Consider the following 12,500-nt stretch of genomic DNA (forward strand, 5'->3'; position numbering starts at 1 on the left):
GGTCTGGTTGCACCGTCGAGCGTCCGCAACGCCGCCAGCGCGCCTGGCTGGTGGCGCGCAGCAGCGGGGAATCGGTGGATCCCGGCTCAGTCGAGGAAGGAGCGCACCAGGTCGTGGTAGCCGGGCGGCTCGAGCAGGAAGGAGTCGTGGCCCCAGGGCGAGGTGAGCTCGGTGTGCTCCACGCTGACTCCGCGGGCCGCCAGCTGGTCGCGGATCCGCAGCGAGTGGGCGGTCGGGAAGCGCCAGTCCGAGTCGAAGGAGACCAGCCGGAAGCGGGTCGACGGTACGGCGTCCGGGTGGGTGCCGAACGGGTCGAAGTAGTCCATCGGCCGGGTCAGGTGGAGGTAGGACAGCGCGTCGAAGCGGTCCAGGAAGCTCTCCCCCTGGTGCTGGAGGTAGTGCTCGACCTCGAAGTCCGTGCCGAGGCGCCGGTCCAGGCCCGTGGTGTCGCGCCGGTGGCCGAACTTCGTCTCCAGCGAGATGTCGGAGACGTAGGTGATGTGGGCCATCATCCGCGCGATCTTGAGCCCGTGTCGCGGCGTGACGCCGTGCTCGGCGTACCGCCCGCCGTGGAAGTCGGGGTCCTCCATGATCGCGGCCCGGGCGACGGAGGAGAACGCGATGTTCTCGGTGGTCAGTCGCGAGCTCGCGGCGACCAGGACGGCACGGTCGATCCGGTCGGGCTCCCGCAGCGCCCACTCGAGGATCTGCATGCCGCCCATCGAGCCGCCGACCGCGGCATGCAGCCGCCCGACGCCGAGATGGTCCAGGAGCCGTCGGTGCGCGGCCACGAAGTCGGCCATGTCGAGGGCCGGGAAGTCCGGCCCGTAGGCCCGTCCCGTGGCGGGGTCGATCGACGACGGCCCGGTGGTCCCGGAGCAGCCGCCGAGCAGGTTGGCGCTCACGACGAAGAAGCGGTCGGTGTCGACGGCCTTGCCGGGACCGATCAGGTTGTCCCACCAGCCGCGTCGCTTGGCGCCGAGGTGCAGGCCGGCCGCGTGGGCGTCGCCGGTCAGGGCGTGGCACACCATCACGGCGTTGTCCCGCGCCGCGTTGAGCTCGCCATAGGTCTCGTAGGCGACCTCGACGTGCTCGAGCGCCGCACCGCCCGTCAGGACCAGCGGGTCGCGCTCGGTGGCGAGCACGACCCGCTGCGTCTCGACATATCCCATCGTCCCCACGGGCGATGAACCTACCGGCGCCTCACTTCGACGCGGCGAGGGCCTGCTCGAGGTCGGCGATGATGTCGTCGACGTTCTCGATGCCGATCGAGAGCCGCACCATGTCCTCGGGCACGCCGGCCGCCTCGAGCTCCTCGGGGGTGAGCTGCGAGTGCGTCGTGGTCGCGTTGTGGATCGCCAGCGACTTGGTGTCGCCGATGTTGGCGAGGTGGCTGAACAGCCCCAGCGCCTCGACGAACCGCTTGCCGCCGTCGCGGCCCGACTTCACGCCGAAACTGACCAGGCCGCCGTAGCCCTTGCCGGTGAAGGTCCGGTCGGCGACGGCCTTGTAGGGGCTGTCGGCGAGGCCCGGGTAGCTCACCCAGGACACCGCGTCGTGGCCCTGGAGGTACTCCGCGACGGCGAGCGCGTTGGCGCTGTGCCGCTCCATGCGCAGGTGCAGGGTCTCCAGGCCCTGCAGGAAGAGCCAGGAGTTGAGCGGCGCGACGGCGGCGCCGGTGTTGCGCAGCAGCACGGTCCGGGCGCGGATGATGTAGGCGAGGTTGCCGACCGCCTCGGTCCACACGACACCGTGGTAGGCGCCGTCGGGCCGGGTGAGGCCGGGGAACCGCTCGGCGTGCGCCGCCCAGTCGAAGTTGCCGGAGTCGACGATGATGCCGCCGATGGAGGTGCCGTGACCGCCGATGTACTTGGTCGCGGCGTGCACCGCCACGTCGGCGCCCTGGTCGAAGACGCGGGCGAGGTACGGCGTCGGCGCGGTGTTGTCGACGATCAGCGGCAGGCCCTGGGCGTGGGCCGCGTCGGCCCAGGCCCGGATGTCGACGACGTTGATCTTCGGGTTGCCCACCGTCTCGGCGAAGACCAGCTTGGTCTTCTCGTCGACGTGCTTCGCGAGGTCCTCGGGGCGGTCCGGGTCGACGAAGCGGACCTCGATGCCGAACTGCGGCAGCGTGTGGGCGAAGAGCGCGTAGGTGCCGCCGTACAGCGTCGAGAGGGCGACGATGTTGTCGCCGGCGTAGGTCAGGTTGAGCACCGCGTAGGTCACCGCGGACGAGCCGGAGGCCGTGGCGAGCGCGCCGACGCCGCCCTCGAGCTGGGTCATCCGGTCCTCGAAGACCGACTGCGTCGGGTTCATGATCCGGGTGTAGATGTTGCCCGGCTCGGCGAGGGCGAACAGGTTCGCGGCGTGCTCGGTGTCGTTGAAGACGTACGACGTCGTCTGGTAGATCGGCACCGCCCGCGCGTTGGTGGCGGGGTCGGCCTGCTCCTGGCCGGCGTGGACGGCGAGGGTCTCGGGACGATAGGTCATCGGGTGGCTCCTGTCGCTGGCCCCTGCGATGAGACGGGGCGATGTCTCACCAAGATTAAAGTCAAGTTAATCACTAGACAAATGGCATCCCACAGAGCAGACACCCGGCCGGGTAGCGTCCGGGCCGTGAGGAGCACCCGCGCCCGGACCGTCGTCGTCGAGTGCCGCACCGACGACGACCACGCCCTCGAGGCCGGCGCCGGCGCCGCGGCGGGCAGTCACGTCGCCGGCCTCGACATCACCCGCACCCGGCTCTACACGCCCGACGAGCTCTACGACGCGCCGGTCTACGCCGAGTCCTTCGACAGCCGCGCCTACCACTGGGCGCTGGCCACCTCGGGGCCCGCCGAGGCGCTGGCCGAGGTGCTGCACGACCAGGCGATCGACACCGCCCTCGGCGACTGGGCCGCCGCACCGGGCGGCCGGGGCCTGGTCGGCGTGATGGGCGGTCACGCCGCCGACCGCGGCACCCCGGCGTACGACGACGCGGCGCGCCTCGGTGCCCTGCTCGGTCGCCACCATGTCGTCGCCACCGGCGGCGGGCCGGGCGCGATGGAGGCCGCCAACCTCGGTGGGCGGATGGCCGCCGCTCCCCCGGACGCGCTCGCCGAGGCCCTGCGCCGGGTCGCCGACGTCCCGTCGTTCCGGCCCTCGGTCGACGCGTGGGTGGGCGCGGCCCGCGCCGCCCTCGACCTCGCTCCGGAGCCGAGCCCCTCGCTCGGCGTACCGACCTGGCACTACGGCCACGAGCCGCCGAACCTGTTCGCGACCGCCATCGCGAAGTACTTCCGCAACGCGCTGCGCGAGGCGATCCTGCTCATGGTGTGCGACGCGGGGATCGTGTTCCTGCCCGGCGCGGGCGGCACGGTGCAGGAGATCTTCCAGGACGCCTGCGAGAACTACTACGCCGCCGACGAGGACGTGGCCCCGATGGTGCTCGTCGGACGGCGCTACTGGACCGAGCGGCTCCCGGCCTGGCCGCTGCTTCAGGCCCTCGCCCGCGGCCGCGCGATGGAGCAACACGTCCATCTCGTCGACACGGTCGAGGAGGCCGCGGCGCTGTTCACGCCACGCGGGCGCTGACCTCTCCCCCGGCCACCGCACGGTAGTGCGCGACCAGCTGCTCGTTGATCGCGTACCAGGACCGCTCCTGCACCGCACGCAGCGCGGTCGCGGCCATCCGGGCCCGCAGGTCCGCGTCGCGCACCAGCCGGTCGACCGCGGCCGCCAGGTCCGCGCCGTCACCGGGGCGGTACAGCAGACCCGAGGCCCCGTCCGCGACCACGTCCACCGGGCCGCCGGCCGCCGGGGCGACCACCGGTACGCCCGAGGCCAGCGCCTCCTGGGCCGCCTGGCAGTAGGTCTCGTAGCGCCCGGTGTGCACGAAAACGTCGAGCGCCGCGTAGGCGCGGCTCAGGTCGGCTCCGTGCAGCAGCCCGAGGAAGGTCGCCCGCCCGCCCAGCAGACCGCGCAGGCGCTGCTCCTCGGGCCCCGCGCCCACGACCACCAGGGCGTAGCGTGCGTCGTCCGCCAGATGACGCAGCAGGTCGAGCTCCTTCTCGGCGGCCAGCCGTCCGACGTACCCGACGAGGAGCCGGCCGTCCGGGGCGATCCGCCGTCGCAGGGCCTCGTCGCGGTGACGCGGATGGAAGGCGTTCAGGTCCACCCCGCGGCCCCAGCGGTGCACGTGCGGCACGCCGAGCGCCCGGAGCTGGTCGATGCTGGCCGTCGACGGGGCCAGGGTGCGGTCGACATGCTGGTGGATGCGCCGCGTGAGGCCCGCCGCCGCGCGCACCCCGCCCGGGACGTCGTACCGCTCGGCGAAGCCGACCAGGTCGGTCTGGTAGATCGCGACGGTCGGGATGCCCAGCTCCTCGGCGGCGCGAGCGGCCTGGAAGCCGAGCGTCGCGGGCGACGCGATGTGGACGACGTCGGGGCGGAACCGGACCATCCGCTGGCGCAACCGGCGCCGGGTCTCCAACCCGACCCGGAAGTCCGGGTAGAACGGCAGGTTCGCACCCCGGGCGCGACGGACCCGGAACCCGGCGTACGTGTCCGGGCCGGTCGGCGCCATGAGCTCGGCGTGGTGCCCCTCGGCCGCGAGGTGCTCGAGCACCCGCCGGACCGAGTTGGTCACCCCGTTGATCTGCGGGAGAAAGGACTCGGCGACCACCAGGACGCGGAGCCGGCCCGCACCACTCACGGCCTCACTCATCGCCTCGCTCATGACCTCAGCCATGACACCGACGCTAGGGAGCGCTCCCCAACGGGCCGTCACGGTTGCGCGAGTGTCCGGCGACCCGTTCGTGAACGACAGGGGTACGCCGCCCACGGGGCCCGCGCCGGACGTGACCCGGCCCACCCCCGGCTCGTTGCCGGTTCGTGGAGATCACTCGCCGAAACCTGATCCGCAACGCCATCGCCGCCGGTGGCCTCGCCGCGGCGGCCACCGCGCTCCCCGGTGTGCTGCGCTCCGCGGCTGCCGCCGACCCGGCGCCGGGCGCGCCCGCGACCCTCGGCCGGACCTACCTGCCCGGCCCCGCCGGGCCGGGCGGCTATCGCGGCGTGATCGCCGCCGCCGGCGAGCCGCACCGGACCCGCACCGCGCTCGGCGTCCTCGGCGACGCGGGCCGCGCCGCGCGCCGGGAGGGCCTCCTCTCGTTCGTCCAGCTCAGCGACGTCCACATCGTCGACGCCCAGTCACCGCTGCGCCTGGAGTGGACCGACCGCCTCGACGACCCCAGTCCCCTGCCCGCCATCGGGCTGTTCAGCTCGGCGTACCGGCCCCAGGAGATGCTGACCGGACAGGTCGCCGACTCGATGGTGCGCGCGATCAACCGGATCGGCAGCGGCCCGGTCACCGGCACGCCGTTCGCGCTGGCCATCCAGACGGGCGACAACTCCGACAACTCCCAGCTCAACGAGGTCCGCTGGAATATAACCGCCCTCAACGGCGGCCCGATGCGCGTCGACTCCGGGCGCCTCACCAAGTGGGAGGGCGTCGCCGACAGCCTCAAGGCGACCTACGACGGCGCGTACTGGCACCCCGAGGGCAACCCGAACGGGCGGCCGGTCGACCGCCCGCGCGCGGAGTACGGCTTCCCCGTCGTCCCGGGGCTGCTCGACGCCGCGCGCCGCCCCTTCACCGCCGAGGGGCTGACCATCCCCTGGTACTCCGTCTTCGGCAACCACGACGGCCTCGCGCAGGGCAACTTCCCCGCCTCCACGCTGCAGCTCAACCTGATCGCGCTCGGCGCCCTGAAGATCATCTCGCCGCCGCTCGGCCTCGACCCCGGTCAGCTGCTCGAGGACCTCACCGGCGACCCCGCCGGGCTGTTGACCACCCTGCTCAGCGGAGCCACCAGCGCGACCGTGCGGCTGGTGACCCCGGATCGCGATCGCCGCCTGCTCACCCGCAAGCAGATCGTGGAGCAGCACTTCCTGCTCGGCGGCGCGCCCTTCGGCCACGGCTTCACCAGCACGAACCGACAGCAGGGCACGGCGTACTACCACTTCGACGAGGGTCGGTTCCGGTTCGTCGTCCTCGACACCGTCAACCCCAACGGGTACTCCGACGGCTCGCTCGACACGACCCAGTTCGCCTGGCTCACCGCACTGCTGGCGCAGTCCAGCGACAAGATCGTGATGGTCTTCAGCCACCACACCTCCACGACGATGGGCAACCCGCTGATCGCCACCGGCGGGTCGCTGGAGGCGCGGGTCACCGGCGCCACGGTCCTCGACGCGCTGCTCTCCACGCCCTCGGTCATCGCCTGGATCAACGGCCACACCCACCGCAACCAGGTCAGCCCGCGCCCGCGCCCGGGCGGCGGCGGCCTGTGGGAGATCACCACGGCCTCCCACATCGACTGGCCGCAGCAGGCGCGGATCATCGAGATCGCCGACAACCGGGACGGCACCCTGTCGATCTTCACCACGATGGTCGACCACGCAGGTCCCGCCTCCGCGGGCGCCGGCACCGCCACCCCCGAGCAGCTCGCCGGCCTCGCCCGGGAACTCGCCGCCAACGACTGGCACGACCACGACGGCGGACTCGGCACCCTCGACGACCGCAATGTCGAGCTCCTGGTCGCCAACCCCCTCGCGTAGGCGCCCACGCCGCTTGTAACCAAGGGTTACAAGCTCGGCCGGCGCCTGCAGAGCGCTCAGCCGATGGGCGCGGCGGCGAGCTGGCCGCAGGCCGCGTCGATCTCACTGCCCCGCGTGTCCCGCATCGTCGCCGCGATGCCCCGCGCCTCGAGGCGGCGGACGAACTCGGCCATGTCCTCCTCGCGGGAGCGGGTGAACTGGGAGCCCGGCACCTCGTTGAGCGGGATGGGGTTGACGTGGACCCAGCTCGTGCCCCGGCCGTCGGCGGACAGTACGTCGGCGAGCAGGTCCGCTCGCCAACCCTGGTCGTTGATGTCGCGCATGAGGGCGTACTCGATCGAGACCCGGCGGCCGGTCCGAGCGAAGTACTCGTAGGCGGCGTCGACGGTCTCGGCGACGGAGAAGCGGGTGTTGATCGGCACCAGGTCGTTGCGCAGCTCGTCGTCGGGGGCGTGCAGGGACAGCGCGAGCGTGACCGGGATGCCCTCGCCCGCGAGCTGCCTGATCCGGGGCACCAGGCCCACGGTGGAGACCGTCACGTGGCGCGCCGAGAGTCCCAGCCCGGAGGGGGCCGGCTCGGTGAGCCGGCGGACGGCGCCGAGGGTGGCCTTGTAGTTGGCGAGCGGCTCCCCCATGCCCATGAACACGACGTTGGAGAGCCGGCCCGGCCCGCCCGCGACGTCACCGTTGGCCATGGCGCGGGCGCCGACGATCACCTGGTGCACGATCTCCGCGGTCGACATGTTGCGCTGCAGGCCACCCTGCCCGGTCGCGCAGAACGGGCAGGCCATGCCGCAGCCGGCCTGGCTCGAGATGCAGATCGTGGCCCGGTCCTTGTAGCGCATCAGCACGGACTCGACGAGCGAGCCGTCGAAGAGCCTCCACAGCGTCTTGACCGTCTTGCCCTTGTCGGCGCTCTGCTGCCGGATCGGGTCCATGAGGTCCGGGAGGAGCGCGCCGACGAGCTCGGCGCGCTGGGCGGCCGGCAGGTCGGTCATCTCGGCGGGGTCGTGGACCAGCCGGCCGAAGTAGTGCATGCCGAGCTGCTTGGCCCGGAAGCCGGGGAGGCCCATCTCGACCAGCAGGTCCTTGCGCTCCGCCTCGCTCAGGTCCGCCAGGTGCCGGGGTGGCTTCTTGCGCCCTCGCGGCTCGGCGAGGACGAGGGGAAGCGGGCGCGGCTGCGCGTCGGGCTGCTCGGACATGTCCCCACGATTCTCCCACCCGGGAGCACAGGCGCCCAATCCCCCGGGAACGGCACCGAGGCGCGCCGCAGGACGCTCAGGCGTCCTTGTTGAGCAAGAACCAGACCACGCCCACGCCGACGCAGACCACGACCAGCACCGTGGAGACCATGCCGAGGAGCAGGTACCGGCCGAACCGGCGGGTGTGCTGGGGCACCAGCAGCCCGATCGGGACGACGAACATCAGCAGGACGAACGGGAACAGCTCCTCGACCCGCTGGTAGCCCGCGACCCACTTGATGATGGCGGCGTACAGGCCCGGGACGACGATGACCGCCACCATGCCCGTGAAGAAGCCGGCGAGCGGGAAGAACACGGGGTGTCCGCGGTGGAACCAGTCAGGGCGCCGGGACCTGTCGTCCGGTGCGTCCACCTCGCCGCCCACGCGGCCGTCGCCTGCCTCAGTCATGTCCGGGCGATCGTAGCGGCCGGATGGCAACGAGCCGCTATCAGCCGTCCGTCCGGGACGGCGCACCGGGCCGCCCGGGCGGTCGCCGGCACGTCACCGGTACGTCGGCGCACGGTCGCCACGAGGTCGCCCTGAGGTCGCCGGAGAGAAAGTTCGCGGGCGATGTCGATCCCCCGGTTCCCCGATCGACCGAGGGATGGAAGGGTCGAGAGGCGACCCCCGACAACCACGGAGCACACCATGAAGTACATGCTGATCATGCGGTCCACCAGCGAGGCCGAGGCGGCCTTCGCCGACAGCGGGATCTCGTTCGACGAGATCCTGGAGTCGATGGGCCGGTTCAACGACGAGATGATCCAGGCGGGCGTCCTCGTCGCCGCGGAGGGCCTCGACCCCGACCCGGCCACCGGCGTGGTCGTGGACTACTCCAGCCAGCCGCCGGTCGTGACCGACGGCCCGTACGGCGAGACCAAGGAGCTGTTCGGGGGCTACTGGATCGTCGACGTGGCGTCGCTGGAGGAGGCCACGGCGTGGGCGAAGCGGGCCCCGCTCGCCGGTCCCGGCATGAAGGCCGAGATCCGCCGGGTCAGCTCGATCGACGAGTTCCCGCAGGACAACGTGTGGATCCAGAAGGAGCGGGCCTGGCGCGAGGCGACCGGGCAGCTGTGACGGAGCCGTCCCCGACCGCGGAGGGCCGGCGTGCCGTCGAGGCCGTGTGGCGGATCGAGTCCGCCCGGATCGTCGGCGCGCTGGCCCGCTACACCGGCGACTTCACCCTGGCCGAGGATCTCGCCCAGGAGGCGTTCGCCGAGGCGCTCGTCGCGTGGCCGCGCGACGGCGTCCCGGCGAACCCGGCGGGCTGGCTGCTCACGGTGGGCCGGCGGCGCGCGATCGACGGCTTCCGGCGCAGGGCGGCGCGCGACGAGCGCTACGCCGTCCTGGGCCAGGAGCTGGCGAGCCGGACGGCCGCGGCCGACGACGGCGATCTCGACGTGCTCGCCGATCCCGGCCGCATCGACGACGACCTGCTCGCCCTGGTCTTCATCGCCTGTCACCCGACCCTGTCCGCCGAGTCGCAGGTGGCGCTCACGCTGCGCACCGTCGGTGGTCTGACCAGCGACGAGATCGCCCGGGCCTTCCTCGTGCCGACGGCGACCGTGCAGGCGCGGATCACCCGCGCGAAGAAGACGCTGGCGGCGGCCCGCGTCGCCTTCGTCGTGCCGGAGCCGCAGGAGTGGCGCGACCGGCTGCGGGCCGTGCTCGGCGTCGTCTACGTCATTTTCACCGAGGGCTCCTCGGCGACGTCGGGCGACGCCTGGATCCGGGCCGACCTGGCCCGCGAGGCGGTCCGGATGGCCCGGGTCCTGGCCCGGCTGATGCCAGAGGAGCCCGAGGTGCACGGGCTCCTCGCGCTGCTCGAGCTGACCGCCGCCCGCTTCCCGGCACGGACCACGCCGACCGGCGAGCCGGTGCTCCTGGAGGACCAGGACCGTCGCCGCTGGGACCGGACGGCGATCCGGCGTGGCATGGCCGCCCTGGACCGGGCCGAGCGGGTCGGCCGGGGCCTGGGCGCCTACGGCATCCAGGCCGCCATCGCCGCCTGTCACGCTCGCGCCTCGTCGGTCGCGGAGACCGACTGGGACCGGATCGTGTCGCTCTACGAGGCGCTCGGCCGGATCGCGCCCTCCCCGGTCGTCGAGCTCAACCGCGCGGTCGCGGTCTCCATGGCGGCAGGCCCCGCCGCCGCCCTCCCCCTCGTCGACGCCGTGGCCGCCGGAGGCGACCTCGCGGGCAGCCCGATGCTGCCCGGGGTCCGCGGCGAGCTGCTGCGGCGGCTGGGTCGCACCGAGGATGCCCGAGCGGCGCTCGAGCTCGCCCTCGACCTGTGCCGCAATGAGTCCGAGCGCGTCGTACTGGCCGGGAAGCTCGCCGACCTGTGACAGTAGACCGGTGACCGAGCACACCCCGGGACAGCACCCGTCCCTCACCTACAGCAGCTATCTCGCCCTCGACGACGTGCTCTCCGCCCAGCACCCGCGCTCCGACGAGCACGACGAGCTGCTCTTCATCGTGATCCACCAGGTCTACGAGCTGTGGTTCAAGCAGATGCTGCACGAGCTGGCCGGACTCCAGGAGCGACTCGAGGCCGGCGACACCCCGCGGGCGCTGCACACGCTCGGGCGGGTGCTGACGATCCTCAAGGTCAACGTCGCCCAGGTCGACGTGCTCGAGACGATGACCCCGCGCCAGTTCACCAGCTTCCGCGGCCGCCTCGACGCCTCCAGCGGCTTCCAGTCCGCGCAGTTCCGCGAGCTCGAGGCGACCCTCGGCCGCCGCGACGCCCGCGTCTTCGAGCACTACCCCGCCGGCAGCGGTGGACGTGAGCGGATCGCCGCCGCGATGTCGCGCCCGTCGGTGTTCGACTCGTTCCTGCGCTACCTCGTCACGCAGGGGTACGACGTCCCGCGGGCCGCCCTCGACCGCGACCTGGCTGTCGCCTGGGAGCCGTCGCCCGACGTGCAGCGCCTGCTCCTCGCGGCGTACGACGACGACGGTGGCGCCGCGCAGGTCGCCGAGCGGCTGGTCGACCTCGACGAGGGCCTGCAGGAGTGGCGCTACCGGCACGTGAAGATGGTCGAGCGCACCATCGGCGCCAAGCCCGGCACCGGCGGCTCCTCGGGGGCGACCTACCTGTGGAGCACCGTCACCCGGTCGCTCTTCCCCGACCTGTGGGCGATCCGCAGCGAGATGTGAGCCGCCGGCTCAGGTGAAGATGCCGTAGTGCAGCAGCAGCCAGATCGGCGCGATCGTGGCGAGCAGCGAGTCGAGTCGGTCCATCAGGCCGCCGTGTCCGGGGATCACCTGGCTCATGTCCTTGATGCCCAGGTCGCGCTTGATGACCGACTCGCACAGGTCGCCGAGCGTGGCCATGACCACCGCGATCAGGCCGAGGGCCACGCCGATCCACCAGTCGCCGTCGAGCAGCCAGACGACGAGGGCGACCCCCGCGCCGACGGTGGCGAGGGCCGACCCGGCGAAGCCCTCCCAGGACTTCTTCGGGGAGATCACCGGTGCCATCGGGTGCTTGCCGAAGAGCACCCCGGCGACGTACCCGCCGATGTCGGAGGCGATCGTCACGAGGATGAAGGTGATGATCCCCTTCACACCCGGGTCGTCGAGGCCACCGCCGTCGCGGCCGCCCTCGGCGAGCATCAGGGCCACGAACGAGCCCAGGAAGGGCACGTAGACGAGCGCGAAGACCGACGCCGTGGCGTTCTTGACGTAGCCGTCGATGCCGCGGCGCAGCAGCCACAGCATGATCACCAGCGCGCTCACCGCGGTGGCCGTCACCAGGGCCGCGGAGCCCCAGAGGTAGGCGACGACCACCATCACGACGCCGCCGACCATCAGCGGCTGCTCGGGCAGGTCGATGTCCTTGGCGAGCAGGCCCTTGCGCAGCTCCCACATCGCGACGACGACGGCGACCGCGACGATCGCCATGAACGCCGGCTTCCAGAACAGCAGGGAGGCCGCGATCGCGGTCAGGAGCACGACCGCGGACCCGACCGCCGCCTTCAGGTCGCGGCCGGCGCGGCCGTGGTCCTTCGTCGGGGCAGCGTCGTCGGAGGTCGAGGACATGGAGTGTGGGAGCAGCTGGAGGTCAGACCTCGAGCAGCTCGGCTTCCTTGTTCTTGAGCAGCTCGTCGATCGCCTCGGTGTGCTTCTTGGTCAGGCCGTCGAGTCGCTTCTCGGCGCCGGTGACGTCGTCCTTGCCGACCTCGCCGTCCTTCTCGAGCTTCTCCAGGCCCTGCTTGGCCTTCTGGCGCACCTGGCGCACGGCGACCTTGCCGCCCTCGGCCTTCTCCTTGGCGAGCTTGATGAACTCCTTGCGGCGCTCCTCGGTCAGCTCGGGGAAGACGCAGCGCAGCTGCTTGCCGTCGCTGGACGGGTTCACGCCCAGGTCGGAGTCGCGGATGGCCTTCTCGACATTGTTGAGCGCGCCGACGTCGTACGGCGAGACGAGGATGATCCGCGCCTCGGGAGCCGTGAAGGACGCCAGCTGCTGCAGGGGCGTGGGAGTGCCGTAGTAGTCGACCATGATCTTGCTGAACATGCTCGGGTGGGCGCGGCCGGCCCGGATCGCCGCGAACTCCTCGCGGGTCGCGTCGACCGACTTGCCCATCTTCTGGTCGGCCTCGTCGAGGATGTCGTTGATCACCGGTTCTCCTTCGTCTGGTGCTGGTCAGGCT

The 12,500-nt window shown here is 72.2% G+C and carries 12 protein-coding genes; 5 read left to right on the forward strand and 7 right to left on the reverse strand.

Annotation, left to right across the window (positions count from 1 at the left end):
• Positions 1-86: 86 nt before the first annotated feature.
• Both metX and ACPZVR_RS08660 read right to left on the reverse strand, forming a co-directional pair.
• A complete protein-coding gene (gene metX / locus ACPZVR_RS08655; RefSeq protein ID WP_436699540.1) occupies positions 87-1,172 on the reverse strand; it encodes a homoserine O-acetyltransferase MetX in 1,086 nt (361 codons plus the stop codon).
• A 31-nt stretch (positions 1,173-1,203) separates the two neighbouring features.
• Positions 1,204-2,490, reverse strand: a complete 1,287-nt coding sequence (locus ACPZVR_RS08660) for an O-acetylhomoserine aminocarboxypropyltransferase/cysteine synthase family protein (RefSeq protein ID WP_436699176.1) — start codon at positions 2,488-2,490, stop codon at positions 1,204-1,206.
• Positions 2,491-2,616: 126 nt separating this feature from the next.
• Between ACPZVR_RS08660 and ACPZVR_RS08665 the strand changes: the two genes are divergently transcribed.
• Complete coding sequence (locus ACPZVR_RS08665; protein ID WP_436699177.1) at positions 2,617-3,573, forward strand: LOG family protein; 957 nt, start codon at positions 2,617-2,619, stop codon at positions 3,571-3,573.
• Here ACPZVR_RS08665 and ACPZVR_RS08670 read toward each other — a convergent pair.
• Positions 3,554-4,729, reverse strand: coding sequence for a glycosyltransferase family 4 protein (locus tag ACPZVR_RS08670; protein ID WP_436699178.1), 1,176 nt, complete (start codon positions 4,727-4,729; stop codon positions 3,554-3,556). The two genes, ACPZVR_RS08665 and ACPZVR_RS08670, sit on opposite strands and share 20 nt — an antisense overlap.
• 143 nt (positions 4,730-4,872) lie before the next feature.
• Between ACPZVR_RS08670 and ACPZVR_RS08675 the strand changes: the two genes are divergently transcribed.
• Positions 4,873-6,600, forward strand: a complete 1,728-nt coding sequence (locus tag ACPZVR_RS08675) for a TIGR03767 family metallophosphoesterase (protein WP_436699179.1) — start codon at positions 4,873-4,875, stop codon at positions 6,598-6,600.
• A gap of 56 nt (positions 6,601-6,656) precedes the next feature.
• On the opposite strand, the gene rlmN is transcribed toward ACPZVR_RS08675, so the two are convergent.
• Together rlmN and ACPZVR_RS08685 are read right to left on the reverse strand one after the other, a co-directional pair.
• Positions 6,657-7,802, reverse strand: a complete 1,146-nt coding sequence (gene rlmN, locus ACPZVR_RS08680) for a dual-specificity RNA methyltransferase RlmN (protein ID WP_436699180.1) — start codon at positions 7,800-7,802, stop codon at positions 6,657-6,659.
• A 76-nt stretch (positions 7,803-7,878) separates the two neighbouring features.
• Positions 7,879-8,250, reverse strand: coding sequence for a hypothetical protein (locus ACPZVR_RS08685; protein WP_436699181.1), 372 nt, complete (start codon positions 8,248-8,250; stop codon positions 7,879-7,881).
• Between the two features lie 240 nt (positions 8,251-8,490).
• Here ACPZVR_RS08685 and ACPZVR_RS08690 point away from each other — a divergent pair, with 240 nt between their 5' ends.
• The 3 genes from ACPZVR_RS08690 to ACPZVR_RS08700 are packed head-to-tail and all read left to right on the forward strand — an operon-like array spanning position 8,491 to position 11,004.
• On the forward strand, positions 8,491-8,919 hold the full coding sequence (locus tag ACPZVR_RS08690; RefSeq protein WP_436699182.1) for a YciI family protein: 429 nt from the start codon (positions 8,491-8,493) through the stop codon (positions 8,917-8,919).
• Positions 8,916-10,190: an RNA polymerase sigma factor gene (locus ACPZVR_RS08695; RefSeq protein WP_436699183.1), complete on the forward strand. Its 1,275-nt coding sequence runs from the start codon at positions 8,916-8,918 to the stop codon at positions 10,188-10,190. The genes ACPZVR_RS08690 and ACPZVR_RS08695 overlap by 4 nt, the downstream gene beginning before the upstream one ends.
• A gap of 10 nt (positions 10,191-10,200) precedes the next feature.
• A complete protein-coding gene (locus tag ACPZVR_RS08700) occupies positions 10,201-11,004 on the forward strand; it encodes a tryptophan 2,3-dioxygenase (RefSeq protein ID WP_436699184.1) in 804 nt (267 codons plus the stop codon).
• A 9-nt stretch (positions 11,005-11,013) separates the two neighbouring features.
• Here the strand turns inward: ACPZVR_RS08700 and ACPZVR_RS08705 are convergent, their stop codons facing one another.
• Both ACPZVR_RS08705 and frr read right to left on the reverse strand, forming a co-directional pair.
• The gene (locus ACPZVR_RS08705; protein WP_436699185.1) at positions 11,014-11,889 is read right to left on the reverse strand and encodes a phosphatidate cytidylyltransferase; all 876 of its coding nucleotides are present in this window, start codon (positions 11,887-11,889) and stop codon (positions 11,014-11,016) included.
• A gap of 22 nt (positions 11,890-11,911) precedes the next feature.
• Positions 11,912-12,466 carry a ribosome recycling factor gene (gene frr / locus ACPZVR_RS08710; RefSeq protein ID WP_436699541.1) on the reverse strand — a complete coding sequence of 185 codons (555 nt, stop codon included), beginning with the start codon at positions 12,464-12,466 and terminating at the stop codon, positions 11,912-11,914.
• Positions 12,467-12,500 lie beyond the last annotated feature (34 nt).

The sequence above is a fragment of the Nocardioides segetis genome (genome assembly GCF_051390595.1).
Taxonomy (GTDB): domain Bacteria; phylum Actinomycetota; class Actinomycetes; order Propionibacteriales; family Nocardioidaceae; genus Nocardioides.